This window comes from Bacillus sp. CD3-5 (assembly GCF_006349665.1).
Classification (GTDB): Bacteria; Bacillota; Bacilli; order Bacillales; family Bacillaceae_G; genus Bacillus_A; species Bacillus_A paranthracis.
In genome coordinates this window covers 225,104-247,245 of sequence record NZ_VEPX01000002.1, presented here as the reverse complement: position 1 = coordinate 247,245, position 22,142 = coordinate 225,104, and the positions used below count along the sequence as shown (strand labels likewise).

General features: G+C 34.6%; 22 protein-coding genes and 1 pseudogene. 14 read left to right on the top strand and 9 right to left on the bottom strand.

Translation table 11 applies throughout. The features are described 5' to 3' along the window. Window positions 1–11 precede the first annotated feature (11 nt). Together narJ and narI are read left to right on the top strand one after the other, a co-directional pair. Window positions 12–542: a nitrate reductase molybdenum cofactor assembly chaperone gene (narJ, locus tag FH036_RS06275; RefSeq protein ID WP_044792595.1), complete on the top strand. Its 531-nt coding sequence runs from the start codon at window positions 12–14 to the stop codon at window positions 540–542. A 17-nt stretch (window positions 543–559) separates the two neighbouring features. After that, a complete protein-coding gene (narI, locus tag FH036_RS06270; RefSeq protein ID WP_044792594.1) occupies window positions 560–1,249 on the top strand; it encodes a respiratory nitrate reductase subunit gamma in 690 nt (229 codons plus the stop codon). A 78-nt stretch (window positions 1,250–1,327) separates the two neighbouring features. Here the strand turns inward: narI and FH036_RS06265 are convergent, their stop codons facing one another. Continuing rightward, window positions 1,328–2,020 carry a Crp/Fnr family transcriptional regulator gene (locus FH036_RS06265; protein WP_000185188.1) on the bottom strand — a complete coding sequence of 231 codons (693 nt, stop codon included), beginning with the start codon at window positions 2,018–2,020 and terminating at the stop codon, window positions 1,328–1,330. Between the two features lie 278 nt (window positions 2,021–2,298). Between FH036_RS06265 and moaA the strand changes: the two genes are divergently transcribed. The 8 genes from moaA to FH036_RS06225 all read left to right on the top strand — a co-directional run bounded on the left by moaA (window position 2,299) and on the right by FH036_RS06225 (window position 9,666). Next, complete coding sequence (gene moaA / locus FH036_RS06260; RefSeq protein WP_138322101.1) at window positions 2,299–3,312, top strand: GTP 3',8-cyclase MoaA; 1,014 nt, start codon at window positions 2,299–2,301, stop codon at window positions 3,310–3,312. A gap of 17 nt (window positions 3,313–3,329) precedes the next feature. Beyond that, complete coding sequence (locus tag FH036_RS06255; protein ID WP_044792591.1) at window positions 3,330–4,343, top strand: molybdopterin-synthase adenylyltransferase MoeB; 1,014 nt, start codon at window positions 3,330–3,332, stop codon at window positions 4,341–4,343. Window positions 4,344–4,383: 40 nt separating this feature from the next. Further along, window positions 4,384–5,673, top strand: a complete 1,290-nt coding sequence (locus FH036_RS06250; RefSeq protein WP_000884823.1) for a molybdopterin molybdotransferase MoeA — start codon at window positions 4,384–4,386, stop codon at window positions 5,671–5,673. Window positions 5,674–5,717: 44 nt separating this feature from the next. Further along, window positions 5,718–6,188 carry a molybdenum cofactor biosynthesis protein MoaE gene (locus FH036_RS06245; RefSeq protein ID WP_139895521.1) on the top strand — a complete coding sequence of 157 codons (471 nt, stop codon included), beginning with the start codon at window positions 5,718–5,720 and terminating at the stop codon, window positions 6,186–6,188. Continuing rightward, complete coding sequence (gene moaD, locus FH036_RS06240; RefSeq protein ID WP_000573672.1) at window positions 6,185–6,418, top strand: molybdopterin converting factor subunit 1; 234 nt, start codon at window positions 6,185–6,187, stop codon at window positions 6,416–6,418. Before FH036_RS06245 ends, moaD begins: the two co-directional genes overlap by 4 nt. Window positions 6,419–6,498: 80 nt before the next feature. Continuing rightward, window positions 6,499–7,668 (top strand): nitrate transporter NarK, encoded by a 1,170-nt coding sequence (gene narK / locus FH036_RS06235; RefSeq protein ID WP_000841853.1) that lies wholly within the window; start codon window positions 6,499–6,501, stop codon window positions 7,666–7,668. Window positions 7,669–7,919: 251 nt separating this feature from the next. Beyond that, window positions 7,920–8,663 carry an amidohydrolase family protein gene (locus FH036_RS06230; RefSeq protein WP_001217840.1) on the top strand — a complete coding sequence of 248 codons (744 nt, stop codon included), beginning with the start codon at window positions 7,920–7,922 and terminating at the stop codon, window positions 8,661–8,663. An 85-nt stretch (window positions 8,664–8,748) separates the two neighbouring features. After that, a complete protein-coding gene (locus FH036_RS06225; RefSeq protein ID WP_139895520.1) occupies window positions 8,749–9,666 on the top strand; it encodes an AEC family transporter in 918 nt (305 codons plus the stop codon). Between the two features lie 220 nt (window positions 9,667–9,886). Here the strand turns inward: FH036_RS06225 and FH036_RS06220 are convergent. From FH036_RS06220 to ric, 6 genes and pseudogenes are all read right to left on the bottom strand, one after another. Continuing rightward, a pseudogene (locus tag FH036_RS06220) lies at window positions 9,887–10,362 on the bottom strand (precorrin-2 dehydrogenase). Continuing rightward, entirely contained in the window at window positions 10,355–11,065 is a 711-nt protein-coding gene (locus FH036_RS06215; protein WP_139895519.1) for a sirohydrochlorin chelatase, read from the bottom strand. Before FH036_RS06215 ends, FH036_RS06220 begins: the two are co-directional and overlap by 8 nt. Then, on the bottom strand, window positions 11,062–12,486 hold the full coding sequence (locus FH036_RS06210; protein ID WP_044792583.1) for a uroporphyrin-III C-methyltransferase: 1,425 nt from the start codon (window positions 12,484–12,486) through the stop codon (window positions 11,062–11,064). Before FH036_RS06210 ends, FH036_RS06215 begins: the two co-directional genes overlap by 4 nt. Before the next feature lie 58 nt (window positions 12,487–12,544). Then, the gene (gene nirD / locus FH036_RS06205; RefSeq protein WP_000616693.1) at window positions 12,545–12,862 is read right to left on the bottom strand and encodes a nitrite reductase small subunit NirD; all 318 of its coding nucleotides are present in this window, start codon (window positions 12,860–12,862) and stop codon (window positions 12,545–12,547) included. Window positions 12,863–12,877: 15 nt separating this feature from the next. After that, window positions 12,878–15,283 carry an NADPH-nitrite reductase large subunit gene (gene nirB, locus FH036_RS06200; RefSeq protein WP_139895518.1) on the bottom strand — a complete coding sequence of 802 codons (2,406 nt, stop codon included), beginning with the start codon at window positions 15,281–15,283 and terminating at the stop codon, window positions 12,878–12,880. Between the two features lie 209 nt (window positions 15,284–15,492). Then, the gene (gene ric / locus FH036_RS06195; RefSeq protein ID WP_000683167.1) at window positions 15,493–16,200 is read right to left on the bottom strand and encodes an iron-sulfur cluster repair di-iron protein; all 708 of its coding nucleotides are present in this window, start codon (window positions 16,198–16,200) and stop codon (window positions 15,493–15,495) included. 195 nt (window positions 16,201–16,395) lie between these two features. On the opposite strand from ric, the gene FH036_RS06190 reads away from it, so the two are divergent. Then, complete coding sequence (locus tag FH036_RS06190) at window positions 16,396–16,965, top strand: hypothetical protein (RefSeq protein ID WP_044792580.1); 570 nt, start codon at window positions 16,396–16,398, stop codon at window positions 16,963–16,965. Window positions 16,966–17,090: 125 nt separating this feature from the next. On the opposite strand, the gene FH036_RS06185 is transcribed toward FH036_RS06190, so the two are convergent. Next, window positions 17,091–17,996, bottom strand: a complete 906-nt coding sequence (locus FH036_RS06185) for an excalibur calcium-binding domain-containing protein (RefSeq protein ID WP_139895517.1) — start codon at window positions 17,994–17,996, stop codon at window positions 17,091–17,093. A 208-nt stretch (window positions 17,997–18,204) separates the two neighbouring features. Here FH036_RS06185 and exsG point away from each other — a divergent pair, with 208 nt between their 5' ends. Both exsG and FH036_RS06175 read left to right on the top strand, forming a co-directional pair. After that, window positions 18,205–18,357 carry an exosporium protein ExsG gene (gene exsG, locus FH036_RS06180; RefSeq protein ID WP_000395675.1) on the top strand — a complete coding sequence of 51 codons (153 nt, stop codon included), beginning with the start codon at window positions 18,205–18,207 and terminating at the stop codon, window positions 18,355–18,357. 162 nt (window positions 18,358–18,519) lie between these two features. After that, the gene (locus tag FH036_RS06175; protein WP_000830253.1) at window positions 18,520–18,729 is read left to right on the top strand and encodes a hypothetical protein; all 210 of its coding nucleotides are present in this window, start codon (window positions 18,520–18,522) and stop codon (window positions 18,727–18,729) included. A 95-nt stretch (window positions 18,730–18,824) separates the two neighbouring features. On the opposite strand, the gene FH036_RS06170 is transcribed toward FH036_RS06175, so the two are convergent. After that, window positions 18,825–19,664, bottom strand: a complete 840-nt coding sequence (locus tag FH036_RS06170; RefSeq protein ID WP_000988060.1) for an arylamine N-acetyltransferase family protein — start codon at window positions 19,662–19,664, stop codon at window positions 18,825–18,827. Window positions 19,665–20,212: 548 nt separating this feature from the next. Between FH036_RS06170 and FH036_RS06165 the strand changes: the two genes are divergently transcribed. Next, window positions 20,213–21,814 carry an esterase/lipase family protein gene (locus FH036_RS06165; protein ID WP_139895516.1) on the top strand — a complete coding sequence of 534 codons (1,602 nt, stop codon included), beginning with the start codon at window positions 20,213–20,215 and terminating at the stop codon, window positions 21,812–21,814. The last annotated feature ends 328 nt before the right edge of the window (window positions 21,815–22,142 follow it).

The following is a 22,142-nucleotide window of genomic DNA, read 5'->3' as shown; positions in this document are numbered from 1 at the left end:
GGCGGAAAAATATGAAACAAAGTCTACAAACTGCTTTTTCTTGTTCTTCATTCCTTCTCTCCTACCCGGAACTCGGGTGGAGAGAAGCTTTAGCTGAATTGCAAGAAGAGATTGAAGCGATTGAACAGGAAGAAGTTAAAACTTCACTTACAGCATTTATAAAACAAGCACTGGATAAAACGAACGATCAACTTATTGATAGTTACGTATATACATTTGATTTCGGTAAGAAGACAAATATGTATTTAACGTATATGAACACCGGTGAACAAAGGGAAAGAGGTATTGAATTACTAGAGTTAAAACAGCATTATAAAAAATCTGGTTTTGAAGTAACAGATAAAGAACTATCTGATTATTTACCGCTATTACTAGAGTTTTTTGCAAATGCAAATGAACAAGACAGTGAACCAATTATGAGTAAATACAAGGAGAATATACAAGCATTACACGTTCAGTTAAAAGAAGCAGATAGTATGTATGAACCAATTCTTTCGGCTGTTTTACTTGCTATCGATACATGGGGTATACAGACAAATTAGAAAGGAGAGTTGTCAAAATGATGGATCAATTTCTATGGGTATTGTTTCCCTATATCATTTTTGCAATCTTTATCGGTGGACATATTTTCAGATACAACTATGATCAATTTGGTTGGACATCAAAATCTAGTGAACTATTAGAAAAGAAAATGCTCCGAATCGGAAGTCTATTATTCCACTTTGGGATTATGTTTGTAATTGGCGGTCATGTTATGGGGATTTTAATTCCAGAAGCTGTATACCGTTCCATAGGTATTTCTGAGCATATGTATCATGTAGTAGCAATTAGTTTTGGTCTTCCGGCAGGTGTTGCTGCAATCATCGGTTTAATTATATTAACGTACCGCCGCGTAACAGTAAAACGTATCATTGCAACGAGTACGAAGGGGGATTATATTGCGCTTATTTTATTACTGATCGTAATGCTAGCAGGACTTTCTTCAACGTTTTTAAATATCGACTCAAAAGGATTTGATTATCGTACAACGATCGGTCCATGGTTCCGAAGCCTCTTCGTTTTTCAACCGAAAGTTGATTATATGACGGAAGTACCTGTATGGTTTAAAATTCATATTCTTGCGGGAATGGGGCTTTTCGCAGTATGGCCATTTACTAGACTTGTACATGTATTTAGTGCCCCAATTAAATATATAAGCCGTAGCTATGTAATTTACAGAAGACGTATTCCAAATGAATTGAAAAAATAATTTTGTTTTATATGTTTAGTAACTTATAAGGAAAGCCGAGATCTAATTGGAGACCTCGGCTTTCTTTATAAGTATAAGTTAATCAATGCTACAAACAGACGCAGAGCAATCTTCACAAGCAATTTCACATTTTAAAAATTGTAAATCGTGAATGGTAATCTTTCCTTTATGAATAGAAATTGTACCTTGCTTTTTTAATTCATTTAACATTCGATTTACGCTTTCACGTGAAGTTGCACAGAAATTAGCTAGTTCTTGATTCGTTAACGGTAAATCGATGAGAATGCCATTTTCTTTTAATACACCGTAACTATTTGTCATTCGAATGAGAGTAGAATACAGGGCACCTTTTTTGCCGTGTAATACTAAATCTCGGAACTTCGTTTGCATTCTTCTTAAATGTTCACTAATCCATTTCATAAATTCAAATACAAGAGCGGGTTTTTGGAGTAATGCTTTTTCTAACGCTTCACGCTTTATTACACCTACTTCAACATCTTCAAGACATTTTGAGTTTAATAAATATTTTGCATTATCCGTGAACAATGTTAATTCTCCAATAATGTCATATTCCGAACAAATTCGAAGTGTTAATTCTTGTCCGTCAGCACTAAGTTTACTAATTTGTACTTTTCCTGAATGGATAATATAGAGTTCGGTTGCCTCCATACCTTCTTGAAAAATAAAACTACCTTTTTTTATCTGCATTTTATATTCAACAGATGCAAGTAATTCCTTTAAATCTTGAGATAATTTCATACTGTTTGTCACAGCAATCACCTTTCTTCTTATAAGCAATACATTTCCTATTTTGAGTGTAAGTATGCTGAAAATGCAAGAGCTATTTCAAAATTGATGTAAAATTTCAATGACCGTAAGGAGTAGGGACTGAAGATGTGAACAAAATGCGAACGGATTTGTGAAGAATTTTTGAATGGGGAAAGGAATGTGAGAAAAGTCACATTGAATATGTCGCTTCTTTTTTATAATGAAGGCAAATAAAAAAACGAAAGCTTACTAAGCGTTGCAGCAGAAAAGAAGGGATATAGATGCACGAGAAAATGAAAGATTCTTTAGAACGGCCACTTCAAGATTTACGTATTTCAGTTATTGATCGTTGTAATTTTAGGTGCACATACTGTATGCCTGCTGAAGTGTTCGGAGCAGATTACGCTTTTTTACAGGAAGAGTTTTTATTATCTTTTGATGAAATAGAGAGACTAGCTAGGTTATTTATAAGTATGGGAGTTGAAAAAATTAGGCTTACTGGCGGTGAACCGTTATTGCGTAAAGACTTATCTCAGTTAATCGCAAGGCTTACAAAACTAGAAGGCTTAAAAGACATTGGGCTCACAACAAACGGAATTCATTTAGCAAAACAAGCTAAGACGCTAAAAGAAGCAGGATTAAAACGTGTAAATATTAGTTTAGATGCGATAGAGGATCACGTCTTCCAAACAATTAACGGAAGAAATGTAAGTACAAAACCTGTACTGAAAGGAATAGAAGCAGCAAAGGCTATTGGATTAGAAGTAAAGGTAAATATGGTTGTAAAAAAAGGAATGAATGATAGTCAAATTCTTCATATGGCTCGTTATTTTAAAGAACAAGAAATTCAGCTTCGTTTCATTGAGTTTATGGATGTGGGCAGTACGAACGGATGGAATTTTGAACAAGTGATTACGAAGGAACAATTAATAGAGAAGATTAATCGCGTATATCCGATTGAACCTGTTACGCCTCGTTATTTTGGAGAAGTTGCGAAATTGTATCGATATGTAGGGAGCGATGCAGAAGTTGGATTTATTACTTCAGTATCTGAGTCATTTTGTTCTTCTTGTACGAGAGCTCGTATTTCGGCAGACGGTAAGTTTTTTACGTGTCTATTTGGAACGAAAGGAACGGATTTGCGAACGCTTCTTAGAGAAAATATTTCGGATGCCTCACTACTAAAAATTCTCCAACATACATGGCGATATAGAACAGATCGATATTCAGATGAAAGAACGGCGGAAAGTACAAATAAACGTCAAAAAGTTGAAATGTCTTACATTGGTGGATAGCGAAAGGAGGATTCCTTATGCAAGAGCGATATTCAAGGCAAGTGTTGTTTTCTAGAATTGGTGAAATGGGACAAAGGAAAATAAGAAAGAAACATGTGCTCTTAATTGGTGCAGGTGCACTAGGGGCTGCGAATGCAGAAGCACTCGCTAGGATGGGAATTGGGAAATTGACAATTGCCGATCGTGACTATGTCGAATGGAGTAATTTACAGCGGCAACAGTTATATACAGAAGAAGATGCAAAGCAATGCAAACCAAAAGCAATTGCAGCAGCAGGACATGTAAGAAAGATTAATTCTGAAGTGGAAATTGTACCAGTTGTAATGGATGTCACAATGCAAGAAATAGAAGAGTTAACAAAAGAAGTGGATCTCATTATAGATGCCACTGACAACTTCGATACGCGCCTACTTATAAATGATATTTCACAAAAAGAAAATATACCTTGGATATACGGTGGATGCGTTGGAAGTTACGGTGTAACGTATACAGTTCTGCCAGGAAAAACACCATGTTTTCGCTGTTTGATGGATCATCCTATGGGCGGTGCCACATGCGATACAGCCGGAATCATTCAGCCAACTGTACAGATGGTTGTTACGCATCAAGTTACAGAGGCGATGAAAATATTGGTGGATGATTATGAGTCGCTAAGAGGAACGATGTTATCATTTGATATTTGGAACAATCAATATCTCTCGTTAAAAGTAAATAGACAGAAGAAAAATACATGTCCATCGTGTGGAAATACTCGTACGTATCCAAGTTTAACATTTGAATCACAGGTGAAAACGGAGGTGCTATGCGGACGGAATACAGTTCAAATCCGTCCAGGAATAAAGAGAGTTCTAAATTTAAACGAAATCCAAAAAAGATTACAAAAAATTGTACATGTCCAAAAAACGCCGTACTTACTATCATTTCTAATTGATGAATATCGTTTCGTTTTATTTACAGACGGTAGGGCATTTATTCATGGGACAAATGATGTGAAAATAGCAAAACGATTATACGCAAAATATATAGGATGAACAGAGAGCGTTTCTCCTTATTAAAACGAGGTGAAAAAGAATGTTAGATAAACGTATACCAATTCCAGTAGCAGAAGCGGTTGAGCGTGTAATGAAATATGCCTACCAAGGTGAAATAGAAAAGGTTTCTCTTATAGAAAGCTACGGTAGAACGCTTGGAGAAGATGTTATTGCAGATCATGATGTTCCGCATTTTGATCGCTCTCCGTACGACGGATTTGCGATTCGAGCGGAAGACACAAAAGAAGCTAGTAACAGTAATCCCATTCAGTTTGAAGTGATTGGCGAAATTGGAGCAGGTTTTGTTTTTACAGAAGGAGTGGAACCATTTCAAGCTGTCCGTATTATGACAGGTGCGGCAATTCCTGCGGGGTGTAATGCAGTAGTCATGTTGGAGCTAACGGAAGAATTTGAAGAAAACGAAAAGACTTATATGAAATTGAAACGCTCCTTTGTTGCTGGGGATAACATTTCTTTTAAAGGAGAAGATGTAAAACAAAATAGCATTCTGGTGAAAAAAGGGACTGTTATTAATCCTGGAGTAGCAGCACTTCTTGCTACGTTTGGTTATAGTTCCGTACACGTTGTAAAACAGCCGGTTATTGGAATTGTAACGACGGGTAGCGAACTGCTTGAAGTACATGAAAAATTAAAGCCAGGGAAGATTCGAAATAGTAACTCCTATATGATAGCTGCTCAAATTGAACGAGCAGGCGGAGTTGTACAGTATTATGGACAATTCGCTGACAATTTTGAGACGTGCTATAACACTGTAAAAAAAGCGATAAAAGAAGTCGATATTTTAATTACAACTGGTGGCGTTTCGGTAGGAGACTATGACTATTTACCTGCTATTTATGAGAGATTACAAGCTAATGTACTTTTCAATAAAATTGCGATGCGACCAGGAAGTGTGACAACTGTAGCTGAGTTAGAGGGAAAACTATTATTTGGTTTATCTGGTAATCCTTCTGCTTGTTATGTCGGTTGTGAATTATATGTTAGGCCAGTCATTCGAACATACTTGCATAGAAAAGATTCGCACGTATTTCGTGCAGAGGCAATTTTACAAAAAGACTTTCCAAAAGCAAACCCATTCACTCGTTTTGTGAGAGGAAAAGTGGAAATTGTAAATGGAAAATTGCAAGCGACACCAGTTGGTTTAGATAAATCTAGTGCAATTTCTTCACTTGCAGAAGCGAATGCATTTATCGTTTTGCCAGGGGGAACGAGAGGATTTAAAGCTGGAATTACTGTTTCGGTACTGTTATTAGAATCAACCAGCGGAAGTGAATGGCCATGGAAAGAATCGCTTCGTTCATACAAATAATAGAAAAATAGGTTGCTAATTTATACAAAGATAAGAGGTGCGAAATGCCACATACGTATTATGAAGTAATTGATACACCTATTTCAATTGAAGAAGTGACAAACAAAGTAATTCGTCGTGAGTGTGGTGCGGTTACTACTTTTATTGGTACTGTTAGAGAATTTACGAAAGGTCGACGTACGCTTTATTTAGAGTATGTAGCTTATATAACAATGGCGGAAAAACAGCTTGAGAGAATTGGCACTGAAGTAGGAGAGAAGTGGCCTGGGACATTTGTCGCCATTACACACCGCATTGGTACTTTACAAATTTCTGATCTTGCTGTTGTCGTCGCTGTTTCTACACCACACCGTAAAGCTGCCTATGAGGCGAACGAATATATTATGGAGCGTATAAAACAAATCGTTCCCATTTGGAAGAAAGAGTTTTGGGAAGATGATGAATGTTGGATTGGTGATCAGTTAGAGAAGGTAGCATATGAGAATGGCGAACCTGGAAAGGAGATGAGGATATGATTGAAGTACTATTATTTGCCCATTTACAAGAAGAAGTAAGCAAACCAGCATTACACATCGATTGTGAAAATATTACAGTTGCTGAACTAAAGAAGGTACTCATTAAGAAATACAACGTAGCGATTTCAAATGAGATTATGGTCGCTATAAATGAAGAGTATGCAAATGAGAATGACATCATTCAAACTGGCGATGTCGTAGCAATGATTCCGCCAGTAAGTGGTGGTTGATTCTTTTCATCCTAATCATGTAAGAACGTGATTAGGATGGAGGGAATGAATATAACTACGTATACATAGGAGGGAACAGGATGAAAAGTCCTAATTTTCAATTAAGTTTACAAACTTCTAATCTAATTATCGGTTTTATGGTATGGGTTATTTTATCATCATTAATGCCCTATATTAAAGTGGATATCCCATTAACTGCGGGACAAATTTCTATGGTAACAGCAGTACCCGTTATTTTAGGTTCTGTTCTTCGCATTCCAATTGGCTATTGGACAAATCGTTTCGGAGCAAGAAAATTATTCTTTATTAGTTTTATTCTATTATTATTTCCTGTTTTTTATATTAGTGTTGCCAATTCTATGATGGATTTAATTATTGGTGGATTATTTGTAGGAATCGGTGGTGCTGTATTCTCTGTAGGAGTAACTTCTTTACCAAAATACTTTCCAAAAGAGAGTCACGGTTTTGTAAATGGTATTTACGGTGTCGGTAACGCTGGAACAGCAATTACTTCATTTTTAGCGCCTGTTATCGCAACTTCAGTTGGCTGGAGAACGACAGTACAATGTTATTTAGTTTTACTTGCAACGTTTGCACTTATGAACTTTTTATTAGGCGATCGTAAGGAGAAAAAGGTGAATACACCATTAATGGAACAAATAAAAGGTGTATATAAAAATGAGAAACTTTGGTTTTTATGTATCTTTTACTTTTTAACTTTCGGATCATTCGTCGCATTTACAGTGTACTTACCAAACTTTTTAGTATCTCACTTCGGATTAGAAAAAGTGGATGCAGGTATGCGGACAGCTGGGTTTATTGTACTCGCAACAATTATGCGTCCGGTTGGCGGATGGCTCGGTGACAAATTTAATCCATTTAAAATATTAATCTTTGTATTTATCGGTTTAACACTTTCAGGTATTATTTTATCATTTATGCCTAGTATGAATGTGTATACATTTGGTTGCTTGTTAGTTGCATTTTGTGCGGGGATTGGTAATGGTACAATCTTCAAACTCGTTCCAATGTACTTCTCTGAACAAGCTGGTATTGTAAACGGACTCGTTTCAGCTTTAGGCGGACTAGGAGGGTTCTTCCCGCCATTAATTTTAACATTATTATTCCAACTAACAGGTCATTATGCAATAGGATTTATGGCGTTATCAGAAGTCGCACTTGCTTGTTTAATTATTACAGTATGGATGTATAGTCAAGAAAAGCTGTTAGTGATGTTAAAGAATCATTAATAAAGAAAAAGAACCATCCTAAAGTAATCTAGGATGGTTCTTTTAGTAATAGACTTCGACATGTTTTATTGCTATCTTTTTTAGGGCCAGATTTTTTGGTAAGGCTAATAGATATTGTAAAAAAGTACACTTAAAATAAAGAATACAGTTTAGGTCGATAAGATAAAATTATGAATTTGTATAAATAATCCATAATTTTCTTTATGAGTCATGTTTGATATGTTAAAGAAAAGAGAGGGGAGGGAAATGAAATGAGAATTTTTGATGCACATTTTCATATTATTGATTTTAATTTTCCGATCATTGAGAACCAAGGATATTTTCCACCCAACTTTGTTGTAGAAGATTATCAGAATGAAACTCCTAATTTGAATGTAATTGGTGGAGCGATCGTATCTGGTTCTTTCCAAGGGTTTGATCAAGACTATTTATTAAAGGCACTAAAACAGTTGGGTTCAACATTTTGTGGCGTAACACAATTACCTTTTACAGTGACGGATGAAGAAATACTAAATTTAAATGAAAATGGGATAAAAGCATTACGATTTAATATTAAAAGAGGTGGTTCAGAAGATTTATCGAAGCTGGATTACTTTGCTAGAAGAGTTCATGATTTAGTAGGATGGCATAGTGAGCTTTATATGGATGCAAAAGAGTTACCCGAAATTGCATCCACTATAGAAAAATTACCAGCTATATCAATTGACCATTTAGGGTTATCAGAAGAAGGTTTACCACATTTATTAAAACTAGTTGATAAAGGGGTACATGTGAAAGCTACTGGTTTTGGTCGTGTCGAATTAGATGTTGAGAATGCCTTAAAGTCGATTTATGAAGTTAACCCAGATGCACTTATGTTTGGAACAGATTTACCATCTACAAGAGCGAAAAGACCTTTTGAGTATGGAGATATCAAATTGATTCACCAGCTATTTGATGAACAAGCTACCGATAACATCTTGTATACGAATGCTTTTAAATGGTATTTTGGGTAGCATCAGGGTCTACATTTGAATTAAATGTGTCCATATGTAGTAAAGCGTTTAATCCAACTAAAATATATTTAGAATGAGGTTTTACATGTTTATTTTTATTATATTAGACGTAATATTACCGATATTAATATTGATGCTAATTGGTGCAATCTTACAAAGGAAGTTCCAATTTAACTTAAAGCAACTATCTACACTTATTACTTATTGCTTGATGCCTGCGGCTGTATTTGTGAATATATATGATATTCGTATAGAAATAGATTTGTTGCTCCAGATAATATACTATTTAATGCTTTATAGTCTGAGTCTGATCATAGTAAGTCATCTCATTTCAAAAATATTAAAGTTAGAAAAAGGAGAAAGTGCAGCTCTGAAAAATAGCATTTCGTTAATGAATTCCGGTAATTATGGATTACCAGTAAGTCAATTGATTTTCAGTCACAATCCAGTGGGGGTTTCCATTCAGATTTTCATTGTGATTTTCCAAAACCTTTTAACTTATTCATATGGGATTTATAACTTACTATCAGCAACAAAAACAATTGGAGGTATTATTCAATCATTTATAAGACTGCCTGTATTTCATGCGCTCGTACTAGGGATTCTCTTTCAATCGTTTACAATTCAAATACCTAATTCTATCTTTCTACCTCTTAATCAGCTTGCGAATAGTTTTGTTGCCATAGCACTCATATTGCTAGGAGCACAATTAGCCAACATTAAGCTTAATTTTTTCCATAGAGTCATAACATGGTCTTTAATTGGAAGGTTACTGATGGGGCCATTATTAGCACTTTCCATGATCTACCTCTTAAACATTGATGGAATTGTTGCACAATCATTATTTATTGCAAGTTCTTTTCCTACTTCAAGAAATACATCAACTATTGCTATGGAGTATCAAATAGAGCCTGAACTACATGCACAAATCGTTTTATTTTCAACACTTTTCAGCATTATTACAGTAACTGTCGTTATTTATTTGTCATATATTTTGTTTTGAATATACGTTTAAAACCGAATGGATTTGAGGCGGTAAATGATGGATGGAAATCCCATTGATATGAGAGGAAAACAGTCTTTGATATATTAGGTGTCGTTTACAATTGTACTATGTCTGATAATCAAGTGGCTTAATTCAAAAAAGAAACCAAAATAAAAAGAACAAACGCTTCTAAAAAACGTTTGTCCAAAGGTAATTACTATTTTAGCTAAGAAATAGATTATAATTTGTGAGTAAGAGAAAGCTTTTTTATAAGTTTAGGAAATATAGATGTTAGTTCTTGCTTCAAACGCTTCGTAAACGATGGATCTTTACCTGAAGTTGAAATCGTTACAACATATTCATTATTTCGTATGACACCAGGTGTGTGAAACGATGATTCTGTACCATCACTTACAACGTTAACCCACTGGAAATTGTGGGCGGCCTGTTTTTAACCATCAGATTTACAGCATGTTGATTTGTAGCTGCATAAATAAGGTGAGCATCTTTAATATCATCATTACTAAAAGTTTTTTGCTTCCAAGTAATATAAGGGAGTTCTTTCATTTCCTCGCAAATTTCTGGGCTAATAACGGTGACAAAAGCGCCTGTATTTTTTAATCCAGATGCTTTTCGATATGCGATTTTACCTCCACCAATAATAACGACCACTTTTTTATTTAAATTAAGCATAAGAGGGTACATGTTATACATACACACATTCCTCCATTCGTTCTAATAATGTTAACTTCATATATGTATCAAACTGAAGACAGTTACAAGTTGTAACGTGATTGTATTTTTTCGTATGCAACTTAATCTTTTGAAGCAACAGTCCGGTAAAGAGAAGATACGGCATGACATATACATGGGGGGCAGTCGATGTTATTGTCTTTAGCTCAGCAGTAAAAGAGGGCGTTCCTTTCGTTAAAAAGGAGCACGATACTGGTATACTGAGTTTTTGTTCGACAGCTACTCCAATTTGTTGTAACTCACGTATCGGTTGTGGGTCACTACTGCCTCGTCCTACGAGTAAAATACTACTACCTTGCATTGGCATCGTTTCATGTATTCTTTTTACTACAAGTTCCACCATATGTGGATGCGTACTAAAAGGAGGTACAACTGAAAATTTGATTTGTGGATATTTCTTTTGTAGTTGCTCTATTTCAAAAGGAATATCACGTTTATAGTGAGCTGCTGCAAATAATAAGACAGGTACAATCATTATTTCAGTTGCGCCCTCTAGTATCGTTTCTGTAACGGCATCCGAAATAGTAGGTGTTGTTAGTTCTAGAAAAGCTATTTTTTGAATCCTTTCGTTACGTTCTTTCATAACAGATTGGATAAAGTGAATGAATTGTTCATTACCTTCTTGCAGGCGACTCCCGTGTCCAACATATACAATTCCTTTCATCGCAGCACCAAGTCTTTCTTCATAATCATGTTTTGTAATTGCTCATCTACATGATGAAAACCAACTTTATTCGCATAGTGTAAAGTTGGAACGTCGGTATATGAGAAGGGGAGAGTAAGAATATCGATAAAGTCAAGTCGTTTTATTTCTGATAAAAATGAATCAATAGAGGCACGCCCTTCAAACACAATGCTATCCCATGAGAATTCAGAAAGCATACGAGTATGGACTTCATCGAAGCGATGATCAATAGTATACGCATGAGTCATCATATAAGAACCGGCACCAATTTTTTCTTGTATAAAAGCAATTCGGTTAATATTTCGTCCTAAATAAACTGTTGTATTGGAAGAGAACTCTGCTTGTTTACTTAGTAGCCCATACTGCATAAGTTTTTTTTGAGTGGCAACGTTCATGTGTTGCAGCTCTGCCTGTAAGGAACGAATATCTTTTTGGTATTTACTACATGATTGCATCAAAATTTCTACACTTTCAGCTGAACAAAAAACAAGGCGATCAACGTTAAAAATTCCATTGATTTGTTCAAGGGTTAATGTATATACTTCCTTTTTGAAAGTTGGAATTTGATATATTTCTGCACCAGCTTCTTGTAACCTTTGCTTCATTACACTTGTTTTATTTGTTGCGGATGTAAATAAAACTTTTTTACCATGTAATGGTTTACGTTCTTTCCAAGCGATTTGATCTCGTAAGGAAACGACATCACCAACAATTGTCATAGAAGGATTAGAAATATTTTCGTTTTTGACGATAGAGACAATGGTAGATAGTGTCCCTGTAACAACGCGCTGTTTACCAGTTGTACCCCATTCAATGACTGCTACTGGCGTATCTTCTTTTTTTCCTGCTTGTCGTAAGTTTTCACAAATTGTAGGTAAGTTTTTTATACCCATGTAGTAGGCAATCGTATCGCTATTGTGAGATGAATTATATTTTCCATGATCGGTTAAAGGACCTTTTGCATGTCCGGTTAGTAAAGTAATGCTATTACTGTAGTTACGGTGGGTAAGGGGGATACCTGCATAGCTACTAGCGGCGATGCTAGATGTAATGCCTGGTACAATTTCATATGGAATATTTGCTGCTGCTAAAGTTTCTGCTTCTTCACCAACACGGCCAAAAATAGATGGATCTCCGCCTTTTAATCGAATAACAATTTTTCCCTCTTTTGCAAATTGAAGAAGGTATGCGTTAATCATTTCTTGTCGCATAATATGATTCTTTGGCATTTTTCCGCAATACATAAGTTCACATGTTTCTTTTGTATAGCGAAGAAAGGTAGGGTTTAATAAACGGTCATATAAAACGATATCTGCACGCTTTAAACAATCTATCGCTTTCTTTGTAATAAGCCCTTCATCACCTGGTCCTGCACCAACTAAATATACATATCCGTTCATAATTGCACCTCATCTATTTTTATTTAAAAGGAAGCCAGAGGAGGCTTCCTTTCGTAAATTACATGTATAAATAAATGTCACCATCAATAACTTCTACTTCGTATGTTTGAATACAGCCGTCATCAGGTTTTTGAACTTCACCTGTTAGTAATGAGATTTTCCAATCATGCAGCGGACAAAAGACGAATTCGCCAGACACAATTCCTTCTGCTAACGGTCCGTTTTTATGAGGACAACGATTTTCTACAGCGCGAATATCTCCATTTGAAAGGCGGAATAGGGCGATAGACATACCTTTCATTTGTACTTCTTTACCGATTTGAATAGGAAGGTCTTCCGCACGCATAACTTTTATTTTTTCTTTCGTTTGTATCATATAGATCACAGCTCCTTATTTCACAGTTTCTACTTCATACATCGCTTTTAATGACTTCGTTTTTAGTGCTTGTCCCCATGCTTCCGTATATGTACTACGAGCTGTTTGGAAACGTTCATTTAATGTAGTAACCATACTTTCATCTTGAAGTATTTCCCTTATGTGATCGAAGCCTAAACGTTCTGTCCAGTAGGCAGTACGCTCTCCGTAAATACCAGTTTCACGATAATATTGCATGTAAGCTGTAGCGATACGAAGGACATCATCTTCAGTAGGGACAATCATTACAAAATCAGCTTCACGTACTTCTGTACCACCATTTCCGCCAATATAAAGTTGGTATCCATTTTCGACACATACAACGCCAAAATCTTTCGTTAATACTTCCGCACAGTTACGTGGACAGCCCGTTACTCCCATCTTCATTTTATGAGGTGTATCTACCATTTCTAATGATTGTTCAAGTAACATACCAAGTCCTAATGAATCTTTCGTGCCGAAACGGCAGAAGCGAGAACCAACACATGATTTTACATTACGAAGCGATTTTGAATACGCATATCCCGAAGTCATATGTAAGTCAGCCCATACGTTAGGTAAATCTTGTTTCTTAACACCATATAATCCGATTCGGCTCGCGCCTGTAATTTTCACAAGAGGAACATCATATTTCTTCGCAACTTCAGCAATTTTCATTAAATCATCAGCTGTTGTAACGCCTCCGTACATACGTGGAATAACAGAGAATGTACCATCGTGCTGGATGTTACCGTTCATTCTTTCATTAACGAAACGGGACGATTTATCATCTTCATATTCTTCTGGAATCGCCATACGTAAATAGTAGTTTAAAGCAGGGCGACATTTTGAACAGCCGTCTTCATGCGCAAAACCAAGAACGTTTCGTACTTCTTTTGGCGATTTTAATCCTTTCTCATGAATGGCCGCTACGACTTCATCACGTGATAAAGTTGTACATCCGCACATACCAGCAGACTGCGCAGCAGCATCAAAAGCATCTCCGAGTGTATGAGATAAAACTTGCTCCACAAGCGGACGACATTTACCACAAGACCCTGCGGCTTTCGTACAGCCTTTAACTTCTTCAAAAGTCGTTAACTCTTGTTCTAAAATGGCATGAACGATTGTACCTTTCGTAACACCATTACATCCACAAATTGTGTCATCTGCACTCATTGTAGCAACATCAAGTTCACTTTCTTCACCAGCTTTGTGAAGAAGGGACGCGGCTGTATATTCTTGTATATCTTCTTCTTTCTTTAACATGCTAAAGAGGCGTGTACCATCAGCTGTGTCACCATATAAAACGATACCAACGACTTTATTGTCACGAATTAATACTTTTTTATAGGAACGTTTACATTCATTAAAGATGGATATTGCTTTCGTTTGATCATCTTCATAAATTTGGCCTGCAGAGAATAAATCACAACCAGCAACTTTTAATTGCGTACCGACGATACTGCCCGAATATCCATCAGTTTGTAAATTTGTTATATGTTTGGCTAATATTGTGCCTTGTTCATAAAGAGGGGCAACAAGTCCATATGCGATACCGTCATGTTCTGCACATTCGCCAACTGCATAAATGGACTCATCATTTGTTAGCATATAGTCATTGACTACAATGCCGCGATTGACAATTAAACCAGCATCTTTTGCTATTTTCGTATTTGGTCGTATTCCGACAGCCATTACGATTAAATCACAATCTACAACTTCACCATCTTCAAATTGAATGCCCTCAACATGATCTGTACCAAGAATTTTTACAGTTTTCTTTTCCATGAGAAACTGCATGCCTTGCGCTTCTAAATCTTCACGCAGAAGAGAAGCTGCTTTCGTATCTAGTTGTTGTTCCATTAAGCTAGGCATTAAATGAACAACATGTACGTCCATTCCTAAATCAATTAGACCTCTTGCGGCTTCTAAACCAAGTAATCCACCACCAATGACTACGGCTTTTTTCTTTTCTTTCGCAGTATCAATCATAAATTGTGTATCTTCAATAGTTCGAAATCCTGTTACACCAGGAAGAGTAGAGCCTTCAACGGGTAAAATAAAAGCACTAGAACCTGTTGCGATAATGAGTTTGTCATATGTAACAGTACGATTCTTTTCTGTAATAATAATTTTTTCTTCTCGGTTAATACTTTGAACTCTTTCATTTGTATACAAAGTTATTTCGTTTTCTTCATACCAACTGTATTCATTCATAATGATATCTTGTATATTTGTTTTGCCTTGTAATACATGAGAGAGCATAATACGGTTGTAGTTCGGATGCGGTTCATCTCCCAAAATAGTAATCTCATATGAATCACAATCATGTTTTAATATTTCTTCCATACAACGTATGCCAGCCATACCATTTCCGATCATAACTAAACGTTTTTTCATTTTCGTTTCCCCCTTTTTATGTGAAATATTGAACAAAGGATTATATTTTTATTATAGAAAATCAAGAAAGGGGGAGATGTGATATTTATCACATTTTTATAATGATTCACAAATTGTTAAAATTCGGATTTGTGTGAGGAGGATGTGTATATTTTTTGTGAAATGAAAAAGCAGGACATCAGTATGTATACTCATGTCCTGCGCTTTATTTACGCTCTCGTAATGGCACGTGGAAATAAAATATTATTTTCTAAATGAATGTGCTCAAATAAATCAGACTCTAACGCTTCAAGGCGATTGTAAACAAGTCGATAAGTGCCGCAAGCTCCTTCTGGAGGAGTAAAGTCATTTGTAACTTTACGAAGCTCTTTAATAATGTTGCCAGCGTGGTTATGTTCATTTTCTAGTTCATCTACTACTTTACGTAACTTTGCATAGTTTTCATCAGTTGGATTTTTTTCAAATTCTAAAATTAATGGGAAATCTTCTGTTTCTTCTTTAATTAAATGCTGTTCTAATTCCATTTTAAGTTCATGAAATAGCTTATGAATTTTAGCTAAATGAGGCTGATTTGCTCCATGAACACGTAATACTTTCGTCACATAAGGACTTAACTGTGGTAACTCTTCATTTAAATAACGATGATGCTTATGAATTACATAATCAATCAATTCGCGATAAGAAGCATTTTTCCAATCAATTTCAGATTCATTTAATCGTCTCGTATTATGATAAAGCGTATTTAACTCTGTAATTACTTCATCCGCCGATAAATTTCTTTCATGAATTGCATCAATAAGTGGCTTATTACCACCACAACAAAAATCTATTCTATATGATTTAAAAAGATCACTAGCTTTCGGAAATTGTGTAACAATCTCACCAACAATTGAAGTTTCAGTAAATGTATGTTTCATATGAATGCCTCCATAAAGTTTAAATGTAGTATCTAAATTAAGAATAGTGATAATTGAAAAACAATGTAGTGATTGAAATCACTTATTATGTGTCTGATTTGAGAATAATAGGATTATTCTTCGACAGAGGACATTATAGAAAAGATGGCGAAGAATTTTTTGAGTAGGAAGTATATCTTTTATAGGAGGTTTTTTATGGAATATGTTTATCATATGGTACCAGAAGAACTAAAAGGAGAATATTTAATCCCATTAAATGAATTGAGAAGGGTATATCCTAATTTATATGGAGAGTATATACAAAAATATAAAGATCATCCTCAAAGGGAACACTTATTAACACGTAAAATACCAAAACTAGAATGTTTATGGAATGATGTCGTGCATTTTTTACCACTGCATCCTTATGAGATTTATAAAGTATTATTGGAAATAGGAGTAAACATCCATACAAATAAGCTATTTTATAGAATTCCTATTAGCGCATTGAAGGGTCAGTGTATGGCAATATACAAGTACTCAAAGCACAATTGGGCTGGACCAAATAGCGAATTAAAAGAATGTGAAATAGAATTCATCAATTTTAATGAATATAAAGAATTAAAGCAATTAAATACCTACACAAAAGAATATTATAGAGATGAATACAAAATTGGTAGAAGATTTGGGATGTTTCACTTAATTCCACATGTTCTTGTCAAAGGGAAAGTGGAGGTGAAAAATATTGAAATCATTAATTGGAGTATTGCTCCAGTTAATGGTTAATAGTACAAGTGTTTAAAAAATAAGATGCCATTTTGAATTGATATAGGGCTTAAAAGAATGGAAGAGTAATTAGATCTTATACGTAATAATAAAAAAGAAGCTTACTAGAAGCTTCTTTTTTATTGCTATTTTTCACATGCGACTCCATCGCCATCACGATCAAGATGTGAGGCATAACCTGGTTGTCCTTTATATAGGGGCGCTTTCCCAGCAGCTCTAACTGCGGCACAATTTTTGTAATATGCACTACTAGTATTTCCTGAAGCAGGTTGTGTTTGAGTTTGCTGTGTTTTTTGCTCTTCTTGTTGTTTACGAGCTTGTTCATCAGCCTGGCGTTTTTGCTCTTCTTGTTGTTTACGAGCTTGTTCATCAGCTTGGCGTTTTTGTTCCTCTTGTTGTTTACGAGCTTGCTCATCAGCCTGGCGTTTTTGTTCCTCTTGTTGTTTACGAGTTTGTTCATCAGCAAGACGTTTTTGTTCTTCTTGTTGTTTACGAGCTTGTTCATCAGCCTGGCGTTTTTCATCCTCTTGCTTACGAGCTTGTTCCTCGGCTTGACGCTTCTCATCTTCTTGCTTTTGAGCTTTTTCGTCTGCTTCTTTTTTTTCTAGTTCTTTTTTGTCGCTATCTTTTTGTTCTGTAGTGTTAGAAGCAACTTTTTTACTAGTTGCTGTCGTTTTTTCAGAAGTAGGATTTGAAATACTTGATAACGCACCAAAAATAACAAATAAAATAGCAGTGATAATAAATTGTTTTTTTGCTACACCTGTCTTTTTAATTACAGATAAGATTGCTAGTACAAGGAAGAAAATAAATAAAATGAAACTTAAAATAGTAAAAAATTCGATGACTGGATGTTCTGAATTTGTTGAGCCAGTTACCATCAATATAATCGAAATCATAAAAAGAATAACAGTAGGACGACCATACTGTGTTGCTTTTCCATTTTTCTTGAAAAATGAAATAATACATAAGATTAAAAGAATAAAAGCAATTAAAAATAAAGCTGCACCAATATTACTCAAAATCGCCATTTTTATACCTCCATTTGTAAGATTTTCATTATTGATTATATAGGAACTTACTGGATATTACACGATTTATATAAATTTAGAAAATTAATATTTTTAATAGACTTATAAACATTTATTTTGTATATAAGGAAAAATAGATATATTTCCTATTACGTTTTTAAAGAGAATTCATAAAGTATAGTATATCGATTGAAAGGAGGAGATTTGAATGGAATTTCAATTGTTAGTGAATTGTGTGTTACAAGAAGGTAATGCTTACTTTCTAGTAACGAAGGTAGACGATGTAATTACTTTGAAAGTACCGATTACAGCGGGAGTAGCAGGTTTATTCTTAGCTTTCGGTGTACCAAGATGTTCTTAATTTAAATCTTTGCAGTAGAAAGAGGAGGACAAGCCTCTTTTTACTGTTACATAATAATTTTATGTAAACTAAAATTATATTTTATTAATAGCACATTTAAAATGGACATGCATATACTATAATGTTTTTTAAGTTATGAAAATTAAAGAGGTGCTATTATATATGAAAAGAAGGACATTTGATATTCCAGTTACATTGCGAAGAGAGTGGTTTTTAATAGAATTAGCCCATTTAACGAAGAAATATGGAATTGAAATTGCAACTAGCAAAATGGAAGCTGCACCGTTTTTAAGAGATCAAGTTACGGAATCAAAAATAGGGTCAGGGCTCCAATACGATAAATATGATGATGAGTATATCATTGAAAATTAAAGGATAAGAGCAAAACAAATTTCTTTATAACAAAATATAAAATAAAGCAGATTCTAAATATGGAATCTGCTTTATTATGAAATACTTCTAATCAACTATCCTCTTTCGAGTGTTTTTCCTACATATTTTACTTGCGTTATTCCAAAAGATTCACGAAGAATGCGAGCATAATCTTTTGATTCTATTGGTCGTTTGTTTTTAGTGCCTTTAAAGGTTTCTGTATAATTTTTATTTGTTAATGATACGTGACCATAATCAGTTAATTTACAAGTGATAGCCCCTTTATTAAAAGGAGATTCTTTATGTTCTACAATGACTTTCTGAATGTTATTCACCTTTTTCTCATCTATTGGATCTAAAGTGAAGGCATAGCCTATTTTCCATTCATCTGAAGGTTCAGATTGCAAGAAATTTGTAGATTCCCCGTTAGCTCCTTTTCTCATTTCTAAAATGTGTGTACCTTTTCGGGTAATTCGTTTGCGAATTCGATATTCACCCGTTTGAGAAGAGATGACTTCTCCGTTAAAAGGGACTGGATGTAAAGGTAGATGAGAGGCAAAACCGGCGTCTATAACATAATCTTTATTATTATGATGTAATATGATAATGACATGACCATCATCAGGTTTCCATTTATTTTCATAAAGGTCATAAACAGTACCAGCTACTTTATATACTTGAAATCCACAATCCATTAAAAAGTAATACAATAAGGAGTTTAATTCATAACAAAGACCGCCTCGTTTTTGAATAAGTAACTTTTCTATTAAGTTATTTTTTGAGATGTTTTTAATAGTACCAGCCATAATGTCGAGATTTTCATAGGGGAGAATCAATCCCATTTGTAAGAGAATTTCATCTAAATCATCAAATGTTATTTCTTTTGCAGGAATTTTTAATCGTTTAAAAAACTCCTTTTGTAAATCGGTCATCATAAAGCATTCTCCTTTCTTTTTACAGAATTTTCTTCTGCTCACCGCTAGGTTAGTACTTCTAAAAGTTTAATTCAAGTCTGCGAAAATTATCATAATATATGTTTCTGAAAACCTTATTATCTATTTAGAAATTTCAGTTTAATCTTTCGTCGTAGGAAAGTCTTACAGCATAAGCTTCTATTCGTTTGTTTTGTATTAAATTAAATAAAAGTACATATCTTCATTCCTCTTTTTTTATAACTAGGTAGTAATAAAGTGTTATTTTTCTAAAGTTTTTTCAAGATTTGTATACTTTATATAGACAATGATGATTAAGAGATATTTGGATTTAGTACGGTTAACAATTATTGAGAAACTTTTTTATAGTGTTCTCTCAAAAGGAAGAGATAGAAACAAAGAGAATAACGTGTGTTAAGGAAGAAGGGGTACTAGTAATCTCTTGAGAATAGGAACAAGATTTTGTTTAAGTAAAAAGATTATCTAGTATTAAGAAAGAAGATAAAAAATTACAAAGAGCACCTTCTTTCAAAAAAAGTGGGGGGAGTAACATGCGATTGATGAGAAGATGTGTGGCCTTACTAATTGTATTTTTTATCATGGTTCCAATGATTAGCACAAATGTGCGAGCAGAAGTTGTAAAAGAGCTTAAAACAGGCTTTCCAGATCAAGAAGTCTTTACACCTGGAGATTGGTTTTTAGGGCAAAAACCTGCAAATTATGATGAGAATAAACCTCCAATTCTTTTTGTACAAGGAAGGAATGGGAATGCTGATAGTTGGTATGGAAAGACAGTATATCACGATATAAATGATATGTATGACTATGCTTTAAAAGCAGGCTATCAAACAGTATTTATACAATTATATGATGCTGCTGGAAAAGGATCAGCTAGTCAGTGGGACAACGGAAAATTGTTAGCACAAAAATTAGAAGAAATATATAATCATTTCGGTAAAAAAGTTAATATTGTAGCACATAGTAAAGGTGGTATCGATACACAAGCTGCATTAGTAGAATATGGGGCAAATCGATTTGTCGGAAATGTTATTACACTTGCGACGCCACATCATGGATCAAACTTAGCGGATTTATCATATAGTTGGTGGGCAGGATGGCTTGCTTCTATATTAGGTCAAAAAGATGATGGTACGTACTCATTACAAATGGGCGAAATGGCAAAATTTCGTTCAACGATTGATAATAATCCAGCAGCTAAATTAAACCGTTATTATACAGTTACGGGAACTAGTTGGGGCCCTGTATTCTCGGCGTTATCCATGGGCGGATTATATTTGTCATCATACGGTTCAAATGATGGACTAGTAAATGAATGGAGTGCTAAGCTGCCGTATGGAACTCATTTATTTACAGATTCCAGATTTGATCATGATAATATACGAAAAGGATCAGCTGTTTTCTCGCGAATTGAACCATATTTACGTACATCAAATGTAGCCGTACCAGCTTTAGCAGCATCCAGCACTAGTTCAAATGAAAATATAGAACAATTAAATACAACTTCAAATCAAAACATTTTAGGAGGAGAATTGCCACAAAATCAGTGGATAGAGCAAACTGTTGCGGTTGATAAAAAGGCAGAAGGAATTATTTCTATATTAACTGCTTCGTCGGATGTAGAAGTACAAATGATATCACCAAAAGGAAAAGTGTATACAAATAAGGATAGTGTTATAACTACTGGTGAAGATGAATCTTTCTTTGGTGGCGCAACAATTAGAACATTTAAATTTGATAAAATGGATGTAGGAGAATGGAAAGTTAAAATGATGGCGAAGCAGTCGAAAGATGCATATTTAGTTGTAAGCGATTACAAGATTGGCGCACCATTTGTTCTTCAAATGCCTACAAAAGTTAAAGTAAATAAACCTGAGTATAAACTGAAAAAATCACCTGTAGCACCTGAAATGAAGGGGGATCTTTCCATAACAGTAAGAGTCGTGAATAAAGAAGGGAAACTAGTCTCTGAATATAATGAATTACAAAATGTTAATAACAATACGTTTACTGGTGCTTTGAAGGATATAAAGCAACCAGGAGTATATAACGTTACGATGGATATAAAAGGGATGAATAAAGAAGGACAACCTTATAGTCGTACAATTGTTAAGTCAGTTTATGTGGAGGAGTAAGAAAGAATGAGAAAAAAGTACCGAACTTTTGTAGTAGTAAAGTTCGGTACTTTTTCATGTTTATTAGATTAACAAAAAGGTACAATGAGAATTTTTGAAGGCACAAAGGTTAAGTATTTGGTAGAGAATTCTTGAAATGCAGCAGGGATGCTTTTCATATTGTAGTAACACCTGCAAAAATAAAACCATTATCTTCGGTTGCAATAATGTGATTGTTTAAGTGAATTTATGTCTTTTAAATATTTGTATATATAAGGTTTGGAGTCGTTGACCTTTATTTACGTAGCACAGCAGGAAGAAGACAAAAAGTATCGAATGAATGTACATA

Excerpts from the sequence above, each read along its gene's own strand:
- moaD (WP_000573672.1), top strand. The coding sequence starts at position 6,185 with ATGATTGAAGTACTATTATTTGCCCATTTACAAGAAGAAGTAAGCAAA.
- FH036_RS06185 (WP_139895517.1), bottom strand. The coding sequence starts at position 17,996 with ATGGCGATTTTGAGTAATATTGGTGCAGCTTTATTTTTAATTGCTTTT.
- FH036_RS06230 (WP_001217840.1), top strand. The coding sequence starts at position 7,920 with ATGAGAATTTTTGATGCACATTTTCATATTATTGATTTTAATTTTCCG.
- FH036_RS06245 (WP_139895521.1), top strand. The coding sequence starts at position 5,718 with ATGCCACATACGTATTATGAAGTAATTGATACACCTATTTCAATTGAA.
- narJ (WP_044792595.1), top strand. The coding sequence starts at position 12 with ATGAAACAAAGTCTACAAACTGCTTTTTCTTGTTCTTCATTCCTTCTC.
- FH036_RS06165 (WP_139895516.1), top strand. The coding sequence starts at position 20,213 with ATGCGATTGATGAGAAGATGTGTGGCCTTACTAATTGTATTTTTTATC.
- FH036_RS06210 (WP_044792583.1), bottom strand. The coding sequence starts at position 12,486 with ATGAACGGATATGTATATTTAGTTGGTGCAGGACCAGGTGATGAAGGG.
- narK (WP_000841853.1), top strand. The coding sequence starts at position 6,499 with ATGAAAAGTCCTAATTTTCAATTAAGTTTACAAACTTCTAATCTAATT.
- nirB (WP_139895518.1), bottom strand. The coding sequence starts at position 15,283 with ATGAAAAAACGTTTAGTTATGATCGGAAATGGTATGGCTGGCATACGT.
- FH036_RS06225 (WP_139895520.1), top strand. The coding sequence starts at position 8,749 with ATGTTTATTTTTATTATATTAGACGTAATATTACCGATATTAATATTG.
- narI (WP_044792594.1), top strand. The coding sequence starts at position 560 with ATGATGGATCAATTTCTATGGGTATTGTTTCCCTATATCATTTTTGCA.
- exsG (WP_000395675.1), top strand. The coding sequence starts at position 18,205 with ATGGAATTTCAATTGTTAGTGAATTGTGTGTTACAAGAAGGTAATGCT.
- FH036_RS06255 (WP_044792591.1), top strand. The coding sequence starts at position 3,330 with ATGCAAGAGCGATATTCAAGGCAAGTGTTGTTTTCTAGAATTGGTGAA.
- FH036_RS06175 (WP_000830253.1), top strand. The coding sequence starts at position 18,520 with ATGAAAAGAAGGACATTTGATATTCCAGTTACATTGCGAAGAGAGTGG.
- ric (WP_000683167.1), bottom strand. The coding sequence starts at position 16,200 with ATGAAACATACATTTACTGAAACTTCAATTGTTGGTGAGATTGTTACA.
- nirD (WP_000616693.1), bottom strand. The coding sequence starts at position 12,862 with ATGATACAAACGAAAGAAAAAATAAAAGTTATGCGTGCGGAAGACCTT.
- FH036_RS06250 (WP_000884823.1), top strand. The coding sequence starts at position 4,384 with ATGTTAGATAAACGTATACCAATTCCAGTAGCAGAAGCGGTTGAGCGT.
- FH036_RS06190 (WP_044792580.1), top strand. The coding sequence starts at position 16,396 with ATGGAATATGTTTATCATATGGTACCAGAAGAACTAAAAGGAGAATAT.
- FH036_RS06215 (WP_139895519.1), bottom strand. The coding sequence starts at position 11,065 with ATGAAAGGAATTGTATATGTTGGACACGGGAGTCGCCTGCAAGAAGGT.
- FH036_RS06170 (WP_000988060.1), bottom strand. The coding sequence starts at position 19,664 with ATGATGACCGATTTACAAAAGGAGTTTTTTAAACGATTAAAAATTCCT.
- moaA (WP_138322101.1), top strand. The coding sequence starts at position 2,299 with ATGCACGAGAAAATGAAAGATTCTTTAGAACGGCCACTTCAAGATTTA.